Genomic DNA, 22,812 nt, shown 5'->3' with positions numbered 1-22,812 from the left:
TCCGTGAAGGTGGCCGTACTGTAGGTGCTGGTGTTGTAGTAAATATTCTTTAATCTAAGCAAACCAAAGCATAAAAGAAAGGCGCTCATTTGAGCGCCTTTTTTGTGTCTGTAGGTTTAGTCGCCAGTAGAAGCCCATGTGAAACACGGCGTGAATCCATCCATGGAGCCTCCGCAGCAGCATCCATGCTGCTGAGGGTTTCACATGGGCTTCTACTGCCGCCTCTGACAACACAGCAGGCTGTTTATGGTAGGGTAAGGAAACTGCGTAAACCCATTCATGGGGCCTTCGCTACAGCATCCATGCTGTAGAGAGTTTCCGAGGCGCACAAAGCTCTCAAAACTCTATTTCACAATGAGAAGTTTGATATGAAGCCTAAGGTGTAGTCAAAAGCTGACTCATTTTAGTTATATCACTCTGAACCCATCCCTTATCTCTAGGTCTATTGCCATGTGATTTCACCAACAAAAGTAAATTTTGTTGTACTTTTCTTTAAATATCATCGACCGGTTTAACTGCAATGGGTTACTAGGGTAGCTATCTTCTATAAAAACATCGGTAATTGTCATAGAGAAAAGGTAACAAACGTTATAATGTAACAATAGTGTGTAATGATAGATGCAGGCAGTATTTGGTTTAATCGGGTACACGTAAATCAGGTGCGTAAGTATTAGTACAAAGAGTGATAATAATGATTAATAGAAGGCAGTTTTTTAAAGGGGCGGGTACCTTGGCATTTGCTGGGTTGGCATCAAGTGCGTTGGGTAAAGCGAATGCGGGTGTGTTAACGCCAACCACCAAAGGCTATGGGCCGCTTGTGCCTGATCCTAAGAAACTTCTCGATTTACCTCAGGGTTTTAGTTACCAGGTTATCTCTGAACTGGGTGATGCCATGAGCGATGGATTAAATGTGCCCGATAGAGCTGACGGCATGGGATGTTTCTCGCTAGGTAACAATAAGGTTGCCTTAGTACGTAATCACGAGTTACAGGCCGCTCACCTATCTATCCAGCCTGAATCTATTCAAACTCATACTACTGAGCTTGCTTATGATCATTTTGAAAATGGTGTCGCGCTGCCAGGAGGCACCACCACGCTGGTTTATAATCTCGATACCAAGGTTGTTGAAAAAGAGTTTGTTAGCTTAGTCGGTACTATTCGCAACTGTGCTGGCGGTATTACGCCTTGGGGAACGTGGTTAACATGCGAAGAATCGGTCGATAAACCTAACGGTGTTATTTCGAAAGAGCATGGCTATATCTTTGAAGTACCTGCTGATGCTGAGACGTTAGTAGAGGCTAAACCGCTTAAGGCTATGGGGCGGTTTAATCATGAAGCGGCTTGTGTCGACCCAGAAACGGGTATTGTTTATTTAACGGAAGACAGAGGCGATAGTTTGTTTTATCGCTTTATTCCTAGTGTTAAAGGCCAGCTGGATAAAGGCGGTAAGTTACAGGCTTTACGCATAAAAGGTGTGCCTCAGTTCGACTCTCGTAACTGGGATAAGGCGCGTATGAATCTAGGGGAATGGTTAAATGTAGATTGGGTCGATTTACATACGCCAGAAAGCCCTAATGATGACTTGCGTGTTCAAGGTTATAAGGCGGGCGCAACGTTGTTTGCTCGAGGTGAAGGGCTGCATTGGGGCAACAACGAGCTGTATTTTTGTTGCACCAATGGCGGAGCTAAGCAATTAGGTCAGATAATGCGTTATCAGCCACAAGGCGCTAAAGCCGACTCTGCTTCAAACTCTCAGGCTTCAGGTGGCAGATTACAATTATTCGTTGAAAGTGATGACGCTAACTTATTTAACTTCGGCGATAACCTGACTGTTAGCCCTAATGGCCATTTGATTGTATGCGAAGATCAGTACACTGAAATTGTAGATAATCACCTTCGCGGGGTTACACCAGAGGGGGATATTTATAACGTTGCCAAACTACACGCGCAAACCGAACTTGCTGGCGCGTGCTTCACTAACGACGGTAGTGTATTGTTCGTGAATATGTACTCTCCCAGTAAGACCTTGGCCATTACAGGCCCCTGGATGGCGCTTTAACTAGCCCCATGTTCAAGTAACTGATTATCGGTAATGTGCTTTATGTATGTGAAGTACATTACCTTTCTGTCTATCTTCCTACCTTTGCTTCTGCCTTAAACCCCTTTGTGTATTCTCTTATCTCCCATCGTTGTCACTCTGAAATAAGTATCAAAGATACTAACCTATTGGTGTTGAGTTAAAAATTGACTTGTTGATTAAACTATCGAACAAATCGCAAATTTTCCCAAGATCACCCAGTCTAAAATGCCAATCGAAAACCTCAATCATTTTTCTATTCTTTAGTCACATCTATAAATTCAATTAACTTAATCAGTTTATGTCATTTTAATAGTTTTCGTAGAACGGTAATAATCCTCGCATCTAACAAGGAGAGCTGTTGTGAGCACAATTCTAAGAAAACTTACACCGCACAAACTCGTTGCTAAACCAGCACAATCGGTTTGCAACTATGCAAATAACTATTATGGCGACCAAGTTTGTGTCGCTCAGAAAACCCCGACCAATAAAACTCGTTTTTCAGGAGCAGCATAAAATGAAGCGATTGTTTACCCGAAGTATAATAAGTTGTGTAACCGTAGGTATGTTAAGCATGGGCTTAAGTGCTCAAGCGGATACCCTTACTCGTCAAAATGGCGCACCAGTTGGAGACAACCAAAACTCGCAAACTGCTGGTCCTTGGGGCCCTGTGCTTTTACAAGATTCTCACTTAATTGAAAAGCTAGCGGCTTTCGACCGTGAGCGTATTCCAGAGCGAGTAGTTCACGCCCGTGGTGTTGGTATCCATGGTTACTATGAAAACTACGAAGACTTATCTGAAGATACAGTTGCTGCACCTTTCCAAGGTGAAGGTAAAAAGACCGAAGTATTCGTGCGCTTTTCATCAGTAGTACACGGACACCTTTCGCCTGAAACACTTCGTGATCCTCGTGGTTTCGCTGTGAAGTTTTACACTGAGCAAGGAAACTGGGATTTAGTCGGTAACAACTTCCCTGTGTTCTTTATCCGTGATGCAATTAAATTCCCAGATATGGTTCACGCATTTAAACCGTCTCCGGTAACTAACAAGCAAGATGCTAAGCGTGTATTCGACTTCTTCTCGCATGTTCCAGAGTCTACGCACACTCTAACCATGCTGTTTTCTGACTATGGTACGCCAGCAAGCTACCTAAATATGGATGGTTCAGGTGTTCACGCTTTCAAATTTGTTGATGATGAAGGCAACGTTAAATACGTGAAATTTACGTGGAAAGCGAACCAACCTATTAAGAACTTCACTGCTGAAGAAGCAATGAAACAGCAAGGTATGGATTTCCAGCCACACACCACTGACGTTTACACTCGCATTGGTGAGAAAGGCGAAACCGCTTCATGGGATTTGTATTTGCAAGAACTTGAGCCAGAGCAGTTAGATGATTTTGACTTCAACCCGTTAGATACCACAAAGATCTGGCCTGAGAAGTTAGTTGCTTCACGCAAAATTGGTCGCATGGTGTTAAACCGTGTACCTGACAACTTTTTTGAAGAAACTGAGCAAGCTGCATTTGCACCAAGTAATCTAATTCCAGGTATCGAGCCATCAGAAGACAGAATGCTACAAGGTCGTTTGTTCTCTTATGCTGATACCCAGCGCTACCGTTTAGGTGTTAACGCTTACCGTATTCCGGTAAACGCGCCTAAAAATGTTGAGATTAACAACCACGAGCAACATGGCCAGCTTCGTACTACATCAACTAACCGTGATGTTAACTATCAGCCTAGCCGTCGCTTAGATTTGAATGAAGATCCAGCATACCGTTACTCAAGCAAGCCGCTTGCAGGTATGACACAGCAAATTCCTTTCTACAAGGAACAGAACTTCAAACAAGCGGGTGAGTTCTACCGCAACCTTGATAAACAAGGTCGTAAGAACTTAATCAACAACATGGGTGGTGCATTAGCATCGGTACCTGAAGAAGAGATTCGCGTTATCATCAGTGCATTCATGTACAACGCTGATAAAGAATACGGTACCGGCGTTGCTAAGCTAGCTAAGGTTTCTATCTCGCAAGTACGTGCAGAAGCAAAAGCACTAATGGACGAGCAAGCAGCCCGCGCTGCTAAAGCGAAGAAAGTAGCGGAAAGCTTAACTGCCCTTATGCAATAAGTAACACCACTATCAACTCGCCCTACCTATTTAGGTAGGGCAGTTATAGTTATCAAAGACTTCGTTTGAACCACCTGTTTTACCTTGTAGCTTTTTTCATATCAACTACTCATATTTATCATTATTAAAGACGACATAGGAGACCCACAATGCACATCGTTAAACGCACACTTTTGGTTTTTACTTTAATGCTTAGCGTGAGTCTATGTCATGCGCAATCCAGTATTGATGAGCTGAAAGCGCACTATTTTGATGCCGCGCGTGAGGGCAACGTTGAATTGCTTCAAGCCTTTTATCAGGCCGGTCTTGATGGAAACGTAGCTGATGAAAAAGGTTATACCGCACTTATTCTAGCGGCTTACCATGGTCACAACGATGCGGTTAATTATTTACTTGGCAAGGAAAATATCAATGCCTGCCAGGAAGATAACAAAGGTAACACCGCACTAATGGGGGCTATTTTCAAAGGGCATTTGAGTGTGGCTAGAAAACTGATGTTTGCACAATGCAATATCGATGAAACTAACTCTCAAGGTCAAACGGCACTTATGTTCGCTAGTTTGTTCGATAGGCAGTCTTTAGTGAATGAGTTAATTGAGCAAGGCGCTAACCCGCAGCACAAAGACTTGGCAGGTAACTCAGTGGCCGATATTGCCTTATCGCAAGGCAATTATAAATTGGCGAAAACGCTGAACGAGTCAAACGTTAATCGGTGATACCTCTCGGTTTACATTATCAATGATAGAAATGGGGCGCTCGCCCCTTTTTCCATTAACACCTCAAAAACGTTTAGCTAAAATATTGAGTCTCCACTATAGATTGTCATTTTATTTAATTACTCTTATGCCTATTGAGCTAGATAGAGTGAATTGGTCTATCTTCAAGTAGTATGTCTAGTTCCCAGCGCGCAGTGTAAATGAAATACCTAAGGGGATCTCATGAATGAAGTTTGACTCTATAAAATCTAGGCTTGTACTAATGACACTGATTTGTGTTGTTGGAATGGGCATGCTGGTGGTCAGTCAGCATTATTTTACGCAGCGGCTCATTGAATTGAATCAGCAAAGGAATTTGTTGCTTCGCATGGGGCAAGATTTATTGCAAATGCGGCGCCACGAGAAAGACTTTTTGATGCGCCATCAGCAGGAGTACTTTCAGTTATTTATCGAGCGTTCTGAGAGTTTTAGCACTCGGCTTAATCAGCTTACGCCTTTAATTAGCGATTATGATATGCCCATGTCGCAGTTAGGGAATTTAGCCGAAGGCTTGGATGAATACCAACAACTTTTCCAGCAAGTCGTTGCGCTACAAACCAAGATAGGGCTTACCCCAACATCTGGCTTGCTAGGGCAAATGATTAATACTGAGGGGGAATTGCTCAGTCAGTCGTATTTTGATGTTGGGTCTAATACGCTCATTCAACTTGACGGCGCAAGGCTGGCCATTCGCGATTTTCAACTAACCCACAATAACTATTTCGCCACTCTTGCGGTTCAAAGTATAGAGCTACTGGCACAAGCGCGGAACGCGGGTAAATCTGAACAGGTAGACGAACTACTTAGCGTGTATAAAGAAGCCGTGGGGGCGCTTGCTATAGCCAATCAAACACTAGGTCTTACTCATAATGAGGGTTTGATCGGGCGTTTTCGGCGACAAGCTCACAATGTGGAACAACAGCTCACATTAATTGACAACGCTTTACAGCCTATTATTGAAAACCAAGAGCAAAAAGTAAAAATATACAGTATTAGTATTGCGGTGCTCACCTCAGTGCTTTTAATTTTAATTCTAGTAAAGAGCTTTGCCACGTTTCACCGGGCCTTCTCTAATTTCGTTATGTTCTTCTATCGGTGTAAGCGCCAATATCAGCGGATGGATCCGAGGAAACTCGGTTTTGCTGAGTTCAAATCGTTGGCTGAACTTGCCAATGAAATGGTAGAGTCTCGTCAAGCAATTGAAGAACGACTCGCTGTTGTGGAAGCAGAATTAGCACAAAAGCAGAGAAAACCAGAGACAAGTTGAAGGTAGGTGAACGTAGATATGCAATTTAACAAATTAGGCGGTAGCGACTTATCGGTATCGGATATTTGCCTTGGCACCATGACATGGGGCATTCAAAATACTCAGCAAGACGCCGATGAGCAACTCGCCATGGCAATTGAGCATGGTGTGAACTTCATCGATACCGCCGAAATGTACCCTGTACCGCCGAACGATAAAACTTATGGCGATACCGAACGGATTTTAGGTAACTGGCTGGCAAGAAATCAATCATCACGTGACTCGCTTGTTATAATGACAAAAGTTGCCGGAAGTGGCTTGAGTTATATAAGAGAAGGCGGGCCTATTACCGCCAGCGCCGTTGAGACGGCACTGAATGACTCGCTTAGCCGTTTAAATACCGACTACGTTGATGTCTACCAGTTACATTGGCCAAACCGCGTTACCCCGCATTTTGGAAAGCATTGGCCTGATCGCACAAACCCTACAAAAATCGATAAACAGCAAGAAATCGATGGCATGCGAGATATTTTAACCGGTATCAAAAAAGCGCTCGATGCTGGAAAAATTCGCCATTGGGGGCTATCTGATGACACCCCTTGGGGTATCCACACGTTTTTGACGCTGTGCAAAGAAATGAATATTCCTTTACCGGTCTCCATTCAAAACGAATTCAGTTTGCTGCATTTAAAAGATTGGCCGTACCTTATTGAAATGTGCGCGCTTGAGAACATTGCCTATCTACCGTGGTCGCCGCTTGCTACAGGTATGCTAAGTGGTAAGTACATGAACGGAGATAGACCCAAAGATTCTAGATGGACACTGGTTCAGCGCCAAGGGTTATTCAGAGACAAAGAGCCCGCTCGTGAAGCCACTGCTCGTTATGTTGAAATTGCCAAGCGAGCAAAGATTACTCCGTCGCAATTGGCTTTAGCATGGTGTAAACAAGTGCCAGGTGTTACTTCTACCATTATTGGCGCTACTACCACCAATCAGTTAGCTGAAAACTTATCTGCGTTTTCACTTAACCTTGATGAAAGCACACTGAAGCAAATAGGCGAGGTGGTTCGCCGTCACCCGTTAGGATATTAGGTATTAGCTATAAAAGGTGCAAACGTTAGAGCAAGAGTTTTTGATGTTGAGGGCCAAGTCATAACGACTTGGTGCCAACCTTAAACACAGACTGTCTTGCCCGAGAATTGCAGTAAGGTTTTAAATTGCGGTGATTTTATACTCTAGACTTTGGTCATTTATCTGTCACAACTTCGTCATAGTATGAATCCACTGTTATTTATTGACTGTCATTTTCTATGTCTCTATCAGATTCGCCTCTTGTTTGTGAAACCGAAACCCAGCATGGTAACTGGCGCCGTTGGCTACTGCTTATCGGCCTAGTGTATTTAATGTTGTTGGCCGTTAGCATGATAGGAAGCGGCTTCAAACTTGCCGCAGGCGATCAAGCTAAAACGCTGTTCACTTTTGCTAGTAACCCCATTATGGGGTTAATTATTGGCATGGTAGCTACCGCGCTCATTCAATCTTCAAGTACGGTGACTTCCATTATTGTTGGTATGGTAGCGGGTGGTTTACCTATCACCATTGCCGTGCCCATGATGATGGGAGCTAACATTGGCACCAGTATCACGAATACACTAGTTAGCCTTGGGCATGTCGCCAGAAAAGATGAATTTCAACGAGCATTTAACGCCGCCACTATTCACGATTTCTTTAACGTGATGTCAGTGTTTATATTCCTGCCTCTTGAAATGGCGTTTGGCATTCTAGAGCATACCAGCGCCTTTGTAGTGTCTATGCTAAATGCAGGTGGCACGATGGGGGTTGATGGTTTTAACCCTATTAAGGCGCTAACCCAACCTGCGCTTAATATCGTAACAGGCATGGTAAGCGGTTTACCTTCGGTATATCCGGGTATCGCCAAAATCATCCTTGGTATTGGACTTATTGTTACTTCAATTACTTACATGGGGAAAATTATGAAATCTCTCATGGTGGGTAAGGCAAAAGATATTTTGCACAAAAGTATCGGGAAGGGCCCTATTTCGGGAATTTCATCAGGTGCGCTAATGACAGTGTTAGTGCAGTCTTCCTCTACCACCACCTCGCTGGTGGTTCCTTTAGTAGGTAGTGGAATTTTAAAGGCAAAAGATATCTATCCGTTTACCCTTGGCGCGAATATTGGCACTTGTATTACTGCGCTAATCGCAGCACTGGGTGTGGTGGGGGTGAATGCAGGGGTTGCGTTACAAATTGCCATGGTACACCTACTGTATAACGTTTTTAGTGTGGTGCTAATTTACGGTACGCCTATGTTACGCGACATTCCGTTAGATTTGTCTTACAAGCTGTCGGTCATTGTGGCCGAGAAAAAGTTTTACGGGGTCGCTTATATTGGCGGGTTATTTTTCTGTATGCCGCTAGGTATTATTTTTATATCAGTGTAGGTATTTCCACCGCTGTTATAGCAGTAAGCTAAGGCAGGTACTTACTTTGCACCTGCCTTATGTCGTTTTAAAGTTTATAGCCTCAAAATGTGGAGTGCTAGAACGTTGTTATGTCGGCGCTACTTTGCCCAAATACAAACATATTGCGCTTCCCACATTGCGCCATATGGTTGCTAGAGGCATAAGGCGTACCGGACTGTGTTACGTCACTTTCCCATCCTTGTCCATTTTTAATATACGCTTTTAGTTCGAACCAACCGTTTACGGTTTTACTGCAATCCATTTGAACATCTAGCATCCAATAATGGTCTCCCCAAACGTTCAACGGGGTCTCTCCAAAGCCATCATTAGCCACGGTTTTCAAGTCGCCCCACGTTGCGGGCCAATTATTTGTAGTCCAATCAAGTGCGCTGCCTTGTGCTTCACTACTCTGGCTAGCTTCAACGCCGTACCAATCAAGGTAATTGTCGTTGGCTTTCCACGGTGCCGTTGTGGTATTGCGCATATTATTGTGGATGATGGGAATGGCACACGCGTAGTTACTCGTTGTACAAGAGCGTCCTAAATTAGATGCCGCATAAGCGTGATCTATTCCGCCTCGAATAAACATGTCTTGCCCACTTTCGGTGCTGGCTTGGACGAAAATAATAGTGCGCTGCCAATCTGCATCGGTTTCATCTGTAGTTAGCATTGCCCCTTGATGAATGGCAATGGCTTCCCATGAAGCAATGTTTACGGCAACAGATCCATTGGCCTCAACAGAAACTACATCTCCGCTACATTGGGTTTTGGCGGCATTAATGTTACCTGTTAATACATTGCAATATTGGCCTGGTGCCATGGAGGTGGTTAGCGTGGTACTCATGACATAGCTTTCTTTATTGATTGCTACAAACCCACTGTTAGCTCGACCGAAGGCGATTTGGTTGCCGCCATTGCTCCACCAGTCGGTTACAGCGAAATTATCTGAAGTGTGGTCTCTAAAATCAACGCCGCCTGAAATATACGACCAACGATGTTCACATTTCCAGTTATCACCAAAACATTCAAGTGTTCCATTGTTGTGCACGGACACTGAAGGGGCGCCTGCATCGGTGTCGCCGTGGAAGTCGTAACTTGACATAACTTTGGGGTAACCATATGGCCATGCCAGCATGAAGACATTCGCTAGGTCATACAAACGTCCATCTTCAAAGGTGATTACATTGCCGCCTCCACCATGGCCTCGTTGATTATCATGGTTATCAACAAAAACAACGGCTTTATAGCTAGGCATAAAACCCCAAGCTTCCCCGAAGTTACTTAGCCAAGCAAGTGAGCCATTACGAAATACGTTGCCAATTTCAACTGAGTATTTAAATTCTGTGACTAGGCCATTTGAGAAATATTCATCAGCGCCAATGGCCTCACCGCCTTGATCTATAACTTCTTGAAACACAAGTGGGGAGCCGTTGACCTGATTGATTATGCTGGATATATCTAGCGCTGGCATATGTTTGGAGGCATCTAGTCTAAAACCTGCTACCCCAATATTTACCAGATCATTAAGGTAGTTTGCTAGGGTACTTTGTACGTAACTAGACTCGGTTTTCAAATCGGCTAAACCGACTAGTTCACAGTTTTGAACTTGCCATCGGTCACCATAATCATCAACCGAGCAAGTGTCATGGAAATCTTGCGGCGAATATATTGGATAATTTTTATTCCCAAAAGTACTCCCGTTTGTACCCGTGCCTGACCCAGCGGCCATATGGTTAATTACTGCATCTACGTAGATACCTACACCCACAGCGTTGCAACGCTGCACCATATTGATAAAGTCTGCACGAGATCCACCGCGACTTTCTAAATCGTAGCTAACAGGCTGGTAGCGTGCCCACCACTGAGGAACAGTAATATGCTCATTTGGCGGAGAAACCTGCACGGCGGCAAAACCATTTTGGCTTAAATAGGTTTCACATTCAGTTGCTATATCCTGCCAATCCCATTCGAATAAGTGCACAAATGTGGAGGGCTGCGAATGCGCAATGGGGGAGGCTATACCACAGCCTAGTAGGGTGGCGACTGCACTGGAAGCCAACAATTTACGGTTAATCATTATAGTGTCCTAGTGGTGTTATTTAACGACATGGAGAAAACTTATTAGACACTAGGATGTAAATTAAATGTAAACAATGTGAATACGTATGCAGGTAGATAAGAATAAAAAGGGCGCCGAAAAAGGCGCCCGTAGTCATTACTGCTAAGTGGCAGATTAGAAAGCGTATTTCGCAGAAACCTGTAGACGGTTCATATCACCTTCCAAACCTTCTTCAATTTCGCGATGTGCAAACGCGTACTCTGCACCAAAGGTAAGGGCTTTGGTAGGCGAATACAGTAAGTTAGCACGTGCGCTGTAGCTGCTTTCTGTCACGCTAAGGCCGGTAAGAGTAGTGTCGTTATCAATATCTAATGCTGAAAACATGAAGCTGCTTCGCATTCTGTCGTTCCAAAGGTGACGATAGGCAATAGCGTAACCCGTTGAATCGATAGCCTCTAAATCGCCATCGGCGGTGATGACTGCGCCATTTGCGGCATTCAATGCGGAATATCTACCCATCCCTTGACCTGTATTCACCATAAAGCGAATATCATCGCCGCTCGACAACTTGTATTTTCCTGACAAGGCGACACCATAACTGGTTTCATCGGCGTCAATACCACTGCCATCATCATATGAAAGTTGACGTACCAGACCTGCTATTTTCACGTAGCCCCAGTCTTGTTTAGCGGTGTAGGCGGCGACAAAGTCAGGAACGGCGTTATCGTCAGCCACAATTCGGCTACCACCACCGTTGGGTGTTACCGTAGTTTCAGGATTCTCTAACGCCAATTGTAAACCGCCGTTGGTGTATCGCACCATGACTTGTCTACCGAATGTAATGCCGTCTGTCGTACCAATGAAATCAAGAGATTCTGGTAGGGAACCCACATCCATAAATGTGGTCCATGTTTGACCCACTAACCATTCTTTATACTGAATGTAGGCGTGGCGAACACGGGGTGTATAAGAGTTACTAATACGTTCATCACCACCGCTAGTGACGATAAAATCTAGTTCTAATACTCCTTTGATTTCGTCACCTTCCGCTGTTGGCGTGTTGGTGCTAAATCTAAAACGAGATTGACGAATATGTGCATCAAATTGGGTGCCTTCATCGCCGCCTGAAACCGGCGTTAGCGAGGGAATGTAAAAATCTCGACCAATACTACCGGAACCTAGCGTGCCCTCAGAGTAGTTGCTCACCATCGCGTCGGCTTTTATGTAGCCGGTGAATTTAACGCTGGTATCGCCTAAGTCAGCGGCGCTAACGAGTGTTACGTTAGACGCTGCAAGTGCTAACGATACGGCTAGCACTGAGTTTTTTATTATGGCTTTCATTATATTTGCCCTAAAGTGTGGTTAAATAAATGTAAATTCAAAGTTAACTTCTATAGATTTGCCGACCTTGGTGCAAATTGAAATAAGCTAATGGTCGCATACGACTATAGTCGTAATTGGTGAGTAGTCGAATTCCTAGGACTAAAGTCCCTAAACCGTAAGACCAAAGTCGCATTTTTACTTTATAGTCTAATCATTACAGTGTTTAGTATATGAAAGCATTTCACATTATTGATATTGGAGGCAATTTTTTATGACTGCCAGTAAGATTTTTTCTGTTCCTGACGCGATTAAAAGTAACACCCATTTAACGGATGCTCAGTACGCTGAGATGTATGCTAATTCTGTAGCACACCCTGAAGCATTTTGGGCTGAACATGCAAACTTACTTGAATGGTTTAAAAAGCCGACCAAAGTGAAAAACACCCATTTTGGTGACAATGATGTTTCCATAAAATGGTTTGAAGACGGCGAATTAAATGCCAGTTACAACTGTATCGACCGCCACCTAGCAGACAACGCAGATAAAGTGGCTATTCACTGGGAAGGTGACTCCCCTGAAGACAGTCAAGATATTACTTTTCAAGAAGTGCACGACGAAGTCTGTAAATTGGCTAACGCACTTAAATCCCTTGGCGTAACTAAAGGCGACAGAGTCGCTATCTATATGCCTATGGTCCCCGATGCTGCATACGCTATGTTGGCGTGCGCCCGTATTGGTGCTATTCACTCTGTTATTTTTGGGGGCTTCTCGCCGAACGCGATTGCCGATCGTATTAATGATAGCGATGCCAAGGTGGTTATTACGGCAGATGAAGGCCGCCGAGCGGGTCGCTCTGTACCTCTAAAAGCCAATGTAGATAAGGCCTTGTCAAAAGGTGCTTGCCCATCCATTACTCATGTCATCGTTAAGAAAGTAACAGGTGAAGATGAAGCGTGGAACGAAAGTCACGATGTATGGTGGGATGAGCTGGTGGCTGAGTGCGCCACAACGTGTGAGCCTGAAGTGATGAACGCGGAAGACCCGCTGTTTATTCTGTATACATCGGGTTCAACTGGCACGCCTAAGGGCGTAGTGCATACTACCGGTGGTTACTTGCTTTATACCGCCATGACCTTTAAATACGCCTTTGACTATCAAGAAAATGATATTTACTGGTGTACTGCCGATGTAGGCTGGATCACAGGGCACAGCTATATGGTATACGGCCCTATGATCAATGGCGCTTCTCAGGTGTTTTTTGAGGGCGTACCTACTTATCCTGATGTGCGTCGTATCGCGCAAGTAGTAGAGAAATACAAAGTAAACAGCCTTTACACGGCACCAACGGCTATTCGTGCATTGATGGCGCATGGTGATAAGCCAGCAGAAGGTTGCGACTTATCTTCGTTACGTTTACTCGGTACAGTTGGTGAACCGATTAATCCTGAAGCGTGGGAATGGTACCACCGTGTAATTGGCCAAAGCCGTTGTCCTATCATGGATACATGGTGGCAGACTGAAACTGGCGGCCATATGATAACGCCATTACCTGGTGCCACAGCACTTAAGCCTGGTTCTGCCACGCGGCCATTCTTTGGTATTCAGCCTGCGCTTTTCGATGCTGAAGGCAACGAACTTGAAGGCGCAGCCGAAGGTAACCTTGTGATTAAGGATAGCTGGCCAAGCCAAGCTAGAACTGTATATGGCGACCATCAGCGCTTTATCAGTACCTACTTTAGTGCTTACAAAGGTGTATACTTTACCGGTGATGGCGCAAGACGTGATGAAGATGGTTATTACTGGATTACTGGGCGCGTCGATGACGTGTTAAATGTATCCGGTCACCGTTTAGGTACTGCTGAAATTGAGAGCGCACTAGTGGCGCATCCAAAAGTAGCTGAAGCGGCTGTTGTGGGCTTCCCTCATGATATTAAAGGGCAGGGCATTTACGTCTATGTTACTCCAATTGACGGTGTTGCCGTTGATGATGCGCTAACCACAGAGCTTAAAAACTGGGTGAGACAAGAGCTTAGCCCCATTGCGACACCTGATAAAATACAGTGGTCGGCTGGCTTACCTAAAACCCGTTCAGGTAAAATTATGCGTCGTATTTTGCGTAAAATTGCTGCGAACGAACATGAGCAACTTGGTGATATATCTACATTGGCGGATCCGTCAGTTGTTGATACACTCATTGAGGAGCGATTAAATAAATCATAAAGGATAATGCAATGACAACCCTGTTAATTGCCGATGATCATCCGTTGTATCGGGATGCCTTAAGAGGCGCTTTGTCATTGTCTTTACCAGCGCTGACGCTATCAGAAGCTGGTGATTTAACATCGACAGTCGATATTCTCAATCGCGAGGATATCGACCTGTTGCTGCTTGATTTACATATGCCGGGCAGCAACGACCTTTTCGGGTTAATTCACATTCGTAAACTGTTTCCTGACGTACCTGTAGCTGTAGTGTCTGGCACGGAAGATACCCAACTTATATCAAAAATCATGAGTGCCGGGGCGCTGGGATTTATCCCTAAAACTGCCAGCTCTGGTGATATTGCTAATGCGGTACAAGCTATTTTAGATGGGGATGTATGGCTACCACCTAATTTAAGCGATAGTGTCGATGAGATTGATGAGGAGTTTTCTGAGCTTGCAGATAATGTAGCCTCACTAACACCGTCTCAATACAAAGTACTGTGCTTTATGCGAGATGGGTTACTTAACAAGCAAATTGGTTATAATTTGGATATTGCCGAAGCTACGGTAAAAGCCCACGTTACTGCTATTTTTAAAAAGCTTGGCATAAATAATCGTACTCAAGCGGTATTAATTGCATCTCAACTAGAGCTAGAGCCGCCCGCTACAAGTGATCATTAGTCTTTTCTAGCGGCACTTCAATCGGTTCAATAAGCAAATCGGATTCATAATAAGTAAGGTAATGCTTAAGCGCAGCCTTACTTTGTTCGCTTAACAAAGGGTTCTCAATTTCAATCTCAGTACGTCCACGCATCAGCGTCATGCTGTCCTGATAAACAGGCTGCGCCTTTAAGAATGCCTGAAATTCTCCAGATTCCAGCAAGACAGTAAGCCCTTCACTGATTCGGTTAGCCAAGGCCTCCTGATCTGATGCAACAAAGTAAAACAGAGGACTCTCATAAGACACCACCAGGTGTGGCTCAATTTTCAATGTGCTCTCAGGTTGCTTGTCCAATTCATGTTGTATTTCCATTACACTGCGCGGAAACATATCGGCAAAACCTTCAGCCACAATTCGAAAAGAGGCTTGATAAGTAGTTTCAAGCACGGGAATTTCATTGTAACGAAAAATACGGGTGTCAGGCCAGTCGTAGCCTTGCACCGCCCGCATTGATTTAAGGCTCTGAAGTGTTAATGGGTTATCGAAGCGATTATCATCGGCGCGAATAAGCATAATACGCTTGCCAAAAAATCCGCCCATGATAGGAATACGTATTGCTCGATGTTGTTTTTCTCTGTCGATAGAAGACACGCTCCACGTTACATCTAACATGTCGTGTTCTAAACTTCTTAATTGGCGCTCTTGCGCAATTTCCTGTTTACTGACGTGCAACTCAAAGGTGCCATACTTATCTTCTGTCACTTCCAGTGCTTTTGAAAGTAGGGTTTTGGCGTATGCGTAAACGGGATCTCGACCAGGATGAACATTAGGAAGGCGCAGTATTCTATGAGGCAATGCTGCTTTAGTGTTCTTTTCTAGGCTAGGTGAGTCAGTGACCTCGCCAGCTAAACCTAGTGAAGTGAATAAGCCACTTAGTAGTATAAAAGCTGACGAGAGTAATATTCGACTGATCATATGTCCTATCATTGTATCGACTATCAATCCTTCCCTGTAAGTAAAAAGTCGTGCTCAGGATCAACCAAAAAATGGCCGCTCATGGCCTCTCTGCCAAGTAACATAAGATACGTCATTTCAGAGCGGTCGGTTAGGGTTAATTGAATATCCCATTGCACACTATCCATTATTATAGGCGTTACTATCACATAACGCTTCTCTCTTGTGGCCGTTGAGCTTTTGACACGCTTTTTTGCTTCAACTTTTACTTCTCTTCTAACCACTCTATCAACATTATGAATATCAGGATGAATATCGAAGCGAATCCATAATTCATCGTCTACCTCAAACTCTTCAATATTATCTACATGCAATGAAGAGGTTGCTGCGCCGGTATCAACCCGAACATTTAAATCAGTGATGGTAAATGCGGGAAGGTCACATAATTCCACCGCACCCACTATTTTTTTATTTTTCATGTGTTCGCCTTCAATCAAGTATTATCCGTTTCACCTGGTAGCAGGTTGTCTTGCAATAACTCTACATGCTCTGCCACTGTATCGGGTTGTGAGAAATAGGCAATGTGATAGACCGCTTCTCCTTCTTGCGTCAGAGGTATGTTTTGTTTACCTACCACTACCCCCTCAGCGGGGCTTTCAATACTGGCCAAATATCCACCGAACGGATCAGCTATGGTCGCCAGTTTATCCCCTTTGTTCACGTGATCGCCCAACTGGGCTAAATGAGTAACAAAGCCACTTTCTGTAGCGCGTATCCAGCCACTCTGACGGGCAATAAATCGCTCAATACTGTGCCCCTTACTACGACTCTTATTCAACATACCCAAATGACGCATGGTATTAATAATACCGCGAAGTCCAGCGCGAATAGAGAACTCATCGTATCGCAAGGCTTGCCCTGCTTCATAGAGCAAAATTTTAACGCCACTCTCGCTGGCGGTTTCACGTAACGAACCTTCCCGCAGCTCAGCGTTTAATAATACGGGAACGCCAAACGCCTTTGCCATCTCTAGTACTTCAGGGTCGTCTAAGTCGGCGCGAATTTGCGGCAAATTACTACGGTGGATTGCGCCAGTGTGAAGGTCTATGCCTACATCGCACTTTTGCACAATTTCCTTTAAGAACAAGTTGGCTAGTCGGCCTGCAAGCGAACCTTTCTTACTGCCAGGAAAACTGCGATTTAGATCGCGGCGGTCAGGCAAATAGCGAGACTGGTTTAACACCCCGTACACGTTCACCATCGGCACCGCGATTAGGGTACCTCTTAACCGTTCAATGGCTCGTGAGCGAATGAGTCTGCCTACAATTTCGATACCATTGAGTTCATCACCATGGATAGCGGCGCTAACAAACATCGTCGGGCCAGGGCGTTTACCACGGGTAACATACACGGGAATGCTCATGTTTGTCGCGGTGTATAACGGGGGCATCTCCAGCTCAATTTTCACTGATTCGCCTGGCGCGATACTCTGCCCACCAATGACTAAATTATCCACTGCCACTTAGCCTTTACCTCGTGTTTTGGTTTTGTGCGGCTCTGCACTTTTTTCAATAAATTCAATGATCATACCGGCCACATCTTTATTAGTGGCTTTTTCAATGCCTTCTAAGCCTGGTGAAGAGTTTACTTCCATCACTACAGGCCCATTATTTGAACGCAAAATATCTACGCCACAGCAGTTCAAACCCATCGTTTTAGCAGCGTCTACGGCAGTTTTGCGTTCAGCTGGGCTTAGTCTTACTAAGCTGGCTTGACCGCCTCTATGAAGGTTAGAGCGAAACTCACCCGGTGCCGCTTGTCGTTTCATTGCGGCAACCACTTTACCGCCTACTACGAAGCATCGAATATCAGAGCCACCCGCTTCTTTAATAAACTCTTGCACTAGGATACTGGCATTTAACCCCATGAAGGCTTCAATAATTGATTCAGCCGCTTTATGGGTATCAGCCAATACCACACCAATACCTTGAGTCCCTTCAAGTAGTTTAATGACCACTGGCGCACCGCCCACGGTTTTTATCACGTCTTCTATCTTATCTGGGTGGTGGGCAAAGCCAGTTCGTGGCATGCCAATGCCTTTACGTGATAACAGTTGTAGAGAACGTAACTTGTCTCTAGAGCGGCTTATCGCCACAGACTCATTAACACTGTAAGTGCCCATCATTTCGAATTGGCGTACAACCGAAGTACCGTAAAAGGTAACAGAAGCGCCAATGCGAGGAATAACCGCATCGTAATAAGGAAGTCTTTTACCTTTGTAACGCACCGATGGACGAGAACTGGTGATATCCATATAGCAATGCATGGTATCGATAACATCTACTTCGTGACCGCGAGCACGTCCAGCCTCTACTAAGCGAGAAGTTGAATAGAGACGAGGGTTCCGGGATAAAATCGCTATGCGCATTGTAAATTGCCTGTGGTTATAAATTTTAAAAAAAGTGCTGCTTAATCATTAGCACCTTTTTGGGTGCATAGCCAGATTAGTCGGACTGCAGCGAATTGGCGCGCATCATAAAGCACCTTTTATTAATGGTCTTACGAATTATTATTGTGGTGGCGACAGTAATATCTGGATGAACTCAAAAACGTTACGCGATAGCATGGGGTAACATGAGGATATAATGAGTTTTTTACTATGGTGCAGTGGTGGCAAGAGGTATTGGTTTGGCTTACGAGCTACCAATCAAACCTTATTTGGAGTGGGTTGGTTTTACTGTTTTATTTGGCGGCTTCACGAAAAATTCTTCCCAAACTTGAAACCAATATTGAGAAAACCAAATTAAAGTCTACCAGCGCAATTAAGGGGTTATTTGCCGCACGAGTTATTGTGGCGACCGTATCGTTAGCCTTGCTGCTTCTAGCGTGGGGAATCGACTTCTCAGGTCTATTGGTATTATCAACCTCTATTATCACGGTAACAGGGGTAGCGCTTTTCGCCAGTTGGTCACTGATAAGCAATATTACCGCTTATTTCATACTGTTGACGAACGTTGCGTATCGCCGAGGAAATTTTATTCGTATCCTCGATGGCGATAATTTTATAGAGGGCTATATTGCCGACTTAGGGCCATTTAGTACTCGGCTGGTTACTTCTGAGCGCGAAACCCTCATGTACCCCAATAACCTAATTTTAACTCGTCCTGTGCTTATAAATCCTAAATCAGCGTGGGGCACCATGGGTAAAGTAACCCCAACAACCGCAGCGACTAAAACGGAAGAACAATCCGATAAACCGACGAAAAAGAGCCAGGTGAAAAGCGCCCCCCAAATTTAGTCGCTATCGGTATAGTGTGACTCGCGAATATGGCGAGTCATACTTTGTAATAGTGCCCTAAGTTTTGCGGGTTTTAGCGGCTTAGATAAATAGTTAACCCCTTGATCCTTACACTTAACCACTAAATCTTCATCCGGCGTGGCTGTGATAAGCGCAGCGGGTAATATGGCATCAAGCTGGTATCTAATTTTATCTATTAAGGCTAAGCCGTTTTGCGTTTCATCGTGGCTTAATTGATAGTCCATCAATAATATCTGAGGTGATGTTTGCTCAATCAGGGCAAGCGCTTCATCCCAAGACCCCGCCAACATCACCTTAACGCCCCAGCGTGCTAGCAGCGTTTGCATGGCATCTAGGTTCTCCCTTTGATCATCTACGCAAAGTACCTGTAAACCAGTAAAGGTGGTGTTTTTATGCTTAGTTGTCGTACTTATCGAAGAACCTGGCTGGGCTTTTGGCAGGGTGAAGGTAAAGCAGCTCCCTTTTTGCAGTGTTGACGATACGGTTATATCGCTACCCAACTGCTGGCTCAACCTACGCACCACGCCTAGCCCCAAGCCGATACCATGTTCAGCACTTTGATTAATGCGATAGAAATCACTAAAGATGTTATCTTTTTTATCTTCCGAAATGCCGATACCCGTGTCGTAAACACGAAAAGAAACGACTGACCCTACGGGTTTTATAACCAATACAACTTTGCCGCTTTGGGTGTATTTCACTGCATTTGACAGCAGGTTTTGCATAATTCGATATAAGTAAGTCTTGTCGGCCATTACCCAAAGTGGTTTAATCCATACCCGCAGTGAAAGGCCTTTTTCCCGTGCCCGCATTCTTATATCGTCAATAAGCGGGCTGAGAAGAGCCTGCACATCCACGGGCTCAATGTCTGGTTTCATTTCACCTTGGTCAAGGCGTGAAATATCTAAAAGCGTACCGATAAGGGCTTCACTTGAGGTCACGGAGTGATGCAGCTTTTGAATGATTTCATGCACACCATTCGATAGTTCTTGTTCCTCTAGTGCCGAGATATATAACTTGGCGGCATTAAGAGGCTGAAGTACATCATGGCTGGCAAGTGCCAGGAAGCGAGTTTTACTGGCATTCGCATCTTCAGCCGCCTTTCTAGCCCGTATAAGTTCAGTTTCTGCACCAGAGCGCCGCTCTATTTCAAGGCGTAGCTCGGCGTTAATAGTATGCACCTCTTCGGTTCGCCGCTTAATTCTGGCTTCTAAGTCGATGTTTGATTCTTCAAGAGCTTGTTGAATTTCAATATGATCGGTGATGTCATTAAAACTGGTTACAAAGCCTCCGCCAGGTAGGGGATTGCCTACCATTTCTATTACGCGGCCATCTTTTCGCTGCCGTTTAAATCGGTGCGGGGTACCAGAGCGCAAGTGTTCTAGGCGCTTTTCTACTTCCGCTTCTACGTCCAGTTTGCCAAATTCTCCTTGTGAAGCATTGAAGCGGATAAGTTTCTCTATGGGTATGCCTACAGCAAGAAAATCTTCAGGGTAGGTGTATAGCGCTGCGTATCGCTTATTCCAAGCCACTAAATTTAAATGTTTATCGACTACGCTAATGCCTTGATCCATGTTCTCCAGCGAGGTCAAAAGCGCAGTCATATTAAATTGCATAGCTTGCGTGGTGTCATCGAAAAAGTTAATCACTTCCGTGAAGTCCATTTTCTTGCCACGCAGTGCGCTGTCTAATAACACTTTGGCGCTGGATGCACCTATAACACCGCCTAGCGCACGCTCACAAAACGCAAGAAAGTCTTCATCGGGAGAAGCTTGGTGGTTCAGCGTGCAACTATTGTGATGCTGATATTGCTCAATAAGCTGTTCGCATCGACCTGTACCCATGAAGGTTGATAGTAGCGTGGTGAGGTCAGATACCGTCACATTGCTATTAGGACCTTTAATCACACTATTTTTAACCACAGCAGGAGACACAAAGGCCTCGGCTTGAATTCTGTCGATGAGCCGGTGCGGGGCGAACCAAGAGAAAATAATATACATCACGGTATTAGCGCCAAGGCTTATCATCGCGCCTTGGCTGATAAGTTCGTTGTTGGCAAATTGCGAGGTTTGTTTTCCTACGAGCGGAAATACCAACCACAGTACCCAAAGTATTATTCCCACTAACAAGCCTGCGTAAACACCATGGGCATGGGCACGTTTCCAATATAATCCACCGAGGATCGCCGGCATCAACTGGATGACTAATGAAAACGCAATAAGCCCAATTGAGTGTAGCGAGCGGCTACTGGTCATTTGTTGATGATATAAAAATGCCATAAGTAAAATGAAAGCAATAACAACGCGTCGGATAAGGCGTATCTGCGCAGAGAAATCTCTTTTTTGCGCAGAATTTCCTCGAAATGCTAAATAGCGGGGCAATATCACGTCATTGGTTAGCATGGTGCTTAAGGTTAGGGTTGCCACAATTATCATTGCAGTAGCAGCAGATAATCCGCCCACAAATACAATAACTTGTAGCAAGGCCGAGCCCGAGAACATGGCGAGTGACAGTACATAGGAGTCTGGCTCAACGCTGGCGCCGGCAAAAATAGCTTTACCCGCAATAGCTATAATGGGAATAACCGCAGAAATTATCGCGAGATAAAGTGGGAACAACCAACGGGCCGTTTTTAAGTGTGAAAGGCTCAGGTTATCAATGACCGCCACATGAAATTGGCGAGGTAGACATACAATGGCAGCCGCGGCCATGATGGTTTGAGCGATAAAGTTGAACGAGCTAAATTGAGAGAGTGCGGCTGTATTCACAAAGGTTTCAAGAAAAGGGCCTGTTTCGGTTTGTCGCCACGCGCTGTAGCCCACAAAAGCCACTAACACCAACGCCAGTAACTTAATCGTAGATTCAAAGGCGATAGCGAGCATTAACCCTCGGCGGTACTCAGTTACATCGGCATGTTTAGTGCCAAAATAGATCGCAAATACAGCAATAAACGTGGTGGCAGCAATCACGATAAAATTACTATTAGGCTGCTGGGTTAACAACTGAAAAGTAGAGCCAATCGCTTTTAACTGCAACGCAATATAGGGAATGGTAGCCAACAGTGCGATAACGGTCACTAGCAGAGCGACGGTTTGACGCTTCCCATAACGCGACGCGATAAAGTCAGAAATTGTGGTGATATGTTGCTTTTTACTCACCAGAGTTAGCTTATAAATAAATCGATACCCAAGCACATAGACCAATATTGGCCCTAACATAATGGGTAGGTAAATCCATGTGTCGCGACTGGCTTGTCCCACCATGCCGAAAAATGTCCACGCCGTGCAATATATGGCCAGTGCCAGCGAGTAGATGGCTGGATGCGAGGTTAACGCGCGGGCACGGGGCGAGTTCTTATCGCCCCAACTCGCCAAAGAAAAAAGCAAAAATAGATACAGTACCGCAAGCGTAACCCAACCGAACGTCATGAATTCCCTTTAACGTAAAGTTAACAAGTCTGTGTGCATTATAATCATTTCGACCATGGTCTACCTACGACCATGGTCTCATTTTGAATTTGAATAGTGAGGTCTAGAGTATACATCGTGCTCCTAAGTGCTTGACTTTTGCCGCTCTGAGGCCTGTTCGGTCTAAATGAAAAA

At 44.7% G+C, this 22,812-nt stretch carries 16 protein-coding genes; 9 read left to right on the top strand and 7 right to left on the bottom strand.

Going from position 1 to position 22,812, the window contains the following annotated elements:
• The first annotated feature begins 691 nt into the window (after positions 1-691).
• From C7Y69_RS12080 to C7Y69_RS12055, 6 genes are all read left to right on the top strand, one after another.
• The gene (locus tag C7Y69_RS12080; RefSeq protein ID WP_126872878.1) at positions 692-2,059 is read left to right on the top strand and encodes an alkaline phosphatase PhoX; all 1,368 of its coding nucleotides are present in this window, start codon (positions 692-694) and stop codon (positions 2,057-2,059) included.
• A gap of 583 nt (positions 2,060-2,642) precedes the next feature.
• Positions 2,643-4,205 (top strand): catalase, encoded by a 1,563-nt coding sequence (locus C7Y69_RS12075; RefSeq protein ID WP_126872883.1) that lies wholly within the window; start codon positions 2,643-2,645, stop codon positions 4,203-4,205.
• Between the two features lie 149 nt (positions 4,206-4,354).
• A complete protein-coding gene (locus tag C7Y69_RS12070; RefSeq protein WP_013782554.1) occupies positions 4,355-4,921 on the top strand; it encodes an ankyrin repeat domain-containing protein in 567 nt (188 codons plus the stop codon).
• 226 nt (positions 4,922-5,147) lie between these two features.
• Positions 5,148-6,227, top strand: coding sequence for a chemotaxis protein (locus tag C7Y69_RS12065; RefSeq protein WP_126872877.1), 1,080 nt, complete (start codon positions 5,148-5,150; stop codon positions 6,225-6,227).
• An 18-nt stretch (positions 6,228-6,245) separates the two neighbouring features.
• Entirely contained in the window at positions 6,246-7,298 is a 1,053-nt protein-coding gene (locus tag C7Y69_RS12060; RefSeq protein WP_063456778.1) for an aldo/keto reductase, read from the top strand.
• 218 nt (positions 7,299-7,516) lie between these two features.
• The gene (locus C7Y69_RS12055; protein ID WP_126872876.1) at positions 7,517-8,668 is read left to right on the top strand and encodes a Na/Pi symporter; all 1,152 of its coding nucleotides are present in this window, start codon (positions 7,517-7,519) and stop codon (positions 8,666-8,668) included.
• A gap of 97 nt (positions 8,669-8,765) precedes the next feature.
• Here C7Y69_RS12055 and C7Y69_RS12050 read toward each other — a convergent pair whose 3' ends face one another.
• Positions 8,766-10,766: an alpha-amylase gene (locus C7Y69_RS12050; protein ID WP_126872875.1), complete on the bottom strand. Its 2,001-nt coding sequence runs from the start codon at positions 10,764-10,766 to the stop codon at positions 8,766-8,768.
• Between the two features lie 156 nt (positions 10,767-10,922).
• Positions 10,923-12,089, bottom strand: a complete 1,167-nt coding sequence (locus tag C7Y69_RS12045) for a DcaP family trimeric outer membrane transporter (RefSeq protein ID WP_126872874.1) — start codon at positions 12,087-12,089, stop codon at positions 10,923-10,925.
• 253 nt (positions 12,090-12,342) lie between these two features.
• Between C7Y69_RS12045 and acs the strand changes: the two genes are divergently transcribed.
• Both acs and C7Y69_RS12035 read left to right on the top strand, forming a co-directional pair.
• Positions 12,343-14,292: an acetate--CoA ligase gene (acs, locus tag C7Y69_RS12040; RefSeq protein WP_126872873.1), complete on the top strand. Its 1,950-nt coding sequence runs from the start codon at positions 12,343-12,345 to the stop codon at positions 14,290-14,292.
• Positions 14,293-14,303: 11 nt separating this feature from the next.
• The gene (locus C7Y69_RS12035) at positions 14,304-14,957 is read left to right on the top strand and encodes a response regulator transcription factor (protein ID WP_013782560.1); all 654 of its coding nucleotides are present in this window, start codon (positions 14,304-14,306) and stop codon (positions 14,955-14,957) included.
• Here C7Y69_RS12035 and C7Y69_RS12030 read toward each other — a convergent pair.
• From C7Y69_RS12030 to rimK, 4 genes are read right to left on the bottom strand one after another with little or no spacing between them, the layout of a single operon-like run.
• The gene (locus C7Y69_RS12030) at positions 14,941-15,912 is read right to left on the bottom strand and encodes an amino acid ABC transporter substrate-binding protein (RefSeq protein WP_260563506.1); all 972 of its coding nucleotides are present in this window, start codon (positions 15,910-15,912) and stop codon (positions 14,941-14,943) included. The two genes, C7Y69_RS12035 and C7Y69_RS12030, sit on opposite strands and share 17 nt — an antisense overlap.
• Before the next feature lie 23 nt (positions 15,913-15,935).
• Entirely contained in the window at positions 15,936-16,370 is a 435-nt protein-coding gene (locus tag C7Y69_RS12025) for an ATP-dependent zinc protease (RefSeq protein WP_057795882.1), read from the bottom strand.
• 14 nt (positions 16,371-16,384) lie between these two features.
• Positions 16,385-17,407, bottom strand: coding sequence for a succinylglutamate desuccinylase/aspartoacylase family protein (locus tag C7Y69_RS12020; protein ID WP_126872881.1), 1,023 nt, complete (start codon positions 17,405-17,407; stop codon positions 16,385-16,387).
• 6 nt (positions 17,408-17,413) lie between these two features.
• On the bottom strand, positions 17,414-18,319 hold the full coding sequence (rimK, locus tag C7Y69_RS12015) for a 30S ribosomal protein S6--L-glutamate ligase (RefSeq protein WP_126872872.1): 906 nt from the start codon (positions 18,317-18,319) through the stop codon (positions 17,414-17,416).
• A 231-nt stretch (positions 18,320-18,550) separates the two neighbouring features.
• Here rimK and C7Y69_RS12010 point away from each other — a divergent pair, with 231 nt between their 5' ends.
• On the top strand, positions 18,551-19,189 hold the full coding sequence (locus C7Y69_RS12010; protein ID WP_126872871.1) for a mechanosensitive ion channel family protein: 639 nt from the start codon (positions 18,551-18,553) through the stop codon (positions 19,187-19,189).
• Here the strand turns inward: C7Y69_RS12010 and C7Y69_RS12005 are convergent.
• Positions 19,186-22,638 carry a PAS domain-containing hybrid sensor histidine kinase/response regulator gene (locus tag C7Y69_RS12005; protein ID WP_126872870.1) on the bottom strand — a complete coding sequence of 1,151 codons (3,453 nt, stop codon included), beginning with the start codon at positions 22,636-22,638 and terminating at the stop codon, positions 19,186-19,188. The two genes, C7Y69_RS12010 and C7Y69_RS12005, sit on opposite strands and share 4 nt — an antisense overlap.
• Positions 22,639-22,812 lie beyond the last annotated feature (174 nt).

Origin of the sequence: Alteromonas sp. KS69 (genome assembly GCF_003989595.1) — a bacterium.
GTDB lineage: Bacteria > Pseudomonadota > Gammaproteobacteria > Enterobacterales > Alteromonadaceae > Alteromonas > Alteromonas naphthalenivorans.
Note: the sequence above shows the minus strand (reverse complement) of the source record. Positions and strands in the feature narration are given on the sequence as shown.

Bases quoted from the DNA above. Each gene is read 5' to 3' on its own strand.
- acs (WP_126872873.1), top strand. From the start codon at position 12,343: ATGACTGCCAGTAAGATTTTTTCTGTTCCTGACGCGATTAAAAGTAAC.
- C7Y69_RS12010 (WP_126872871.1), top strand. From the start codon at position 18,551: ATGGTGCAGTGGTGGCAAGAGGTATTGGTTTGGCTTACGAGCTACCAA.
- C7Y69_RS12060 (WP_063456778.1), top strand. From the start codon at position 6,246: ATGCAATTTAACAAATTAGGCGGTAGCGACTTATCGGTATCGGATATT.
- C7Y69_RS12050 (WP_126872875.1), bottom strand. From the start codon at position 10,766: ATGATTAACCGTAAATTGTTGGCTTCCAGTGCAGTCGCCACCCTACTA.
- C7Y69_RS12005 (WP_126872870.1), bottom strand. From the start codon at position 22,638: ATGACGTTCGGTTGGGTTACGCTTGCGGTACTGTATCTATTTTTGCTT.
- C7Y69_RS12025 (WP_057795882.1), bottom strand. From the start codon at position 16,370: ATGAAAAATAAAAAAATAGTGGGTGCGGTGGAATTATGTGACCTTCCC.
- C7Y69_RS12030 (WP_260563506.1), bottom strand. From the start codon at position 15,912: ATGATCAGTCGAATATTACTCTCGTCAGCTTTTATACTACTAAGTGGC.
- C7Y69_RS12080 (WP_126872878.1), top strand. From the start codon at position 692: ATGATTAATAGAAGGCAGTTTTTTAAAGGGGCGGGTACCTTGGCATTT.
- C7Y69_RS12035 (WP_013782560.1), top strand. From the start codon at position 14,304: ATGACAACCCTGTTAATTGCCGATGATCATCCGTTGTATCGGGATGCC.
- C7Y69_RS12070 (WP_013782554.1), top strand. From the start codon at position 4,355: ATGCACATCGTTAAACGCACACTTTTGGTTTTTACTTTAATGCTTAGC.
- C7Y69_RS12055 (WP_126872876.1), top strand. From the start codon at position 7,517: ATGTCTCTATCAGATTCGCCTCTTGTTTGTGAAACCGAAACCCAGCAT.
- rimK (WP_126872872.1), bottom strand. From the start codon at position 18,319: ATGCGCATAGCGATTTTATCCCGGAACCCTCGTCTCTATTCAACTTCT.
- C7Y69_RS12075 (WP_126872883.1), top strand. From the start codon at position 2,643: ATGTTAAGCATGGGCTTAAGTGCTCAAGCGGATACCCTTACTCGTCAA.
- C7Y69_RS12045 (WP_126872874.1), bottom strand. From the start codon at position 12,089: ATGAAAGCCATAATAAAAAACTCAGTGCTAGCCGTATCGTTAGCACTT.
- C7Y69_RS12065 (WP_126872877.1), top strand. From the start codon at position 5,148: ATGAAGTTTGACTCTATAAAATCTAGGCTTGTACTAATGACACTGATT.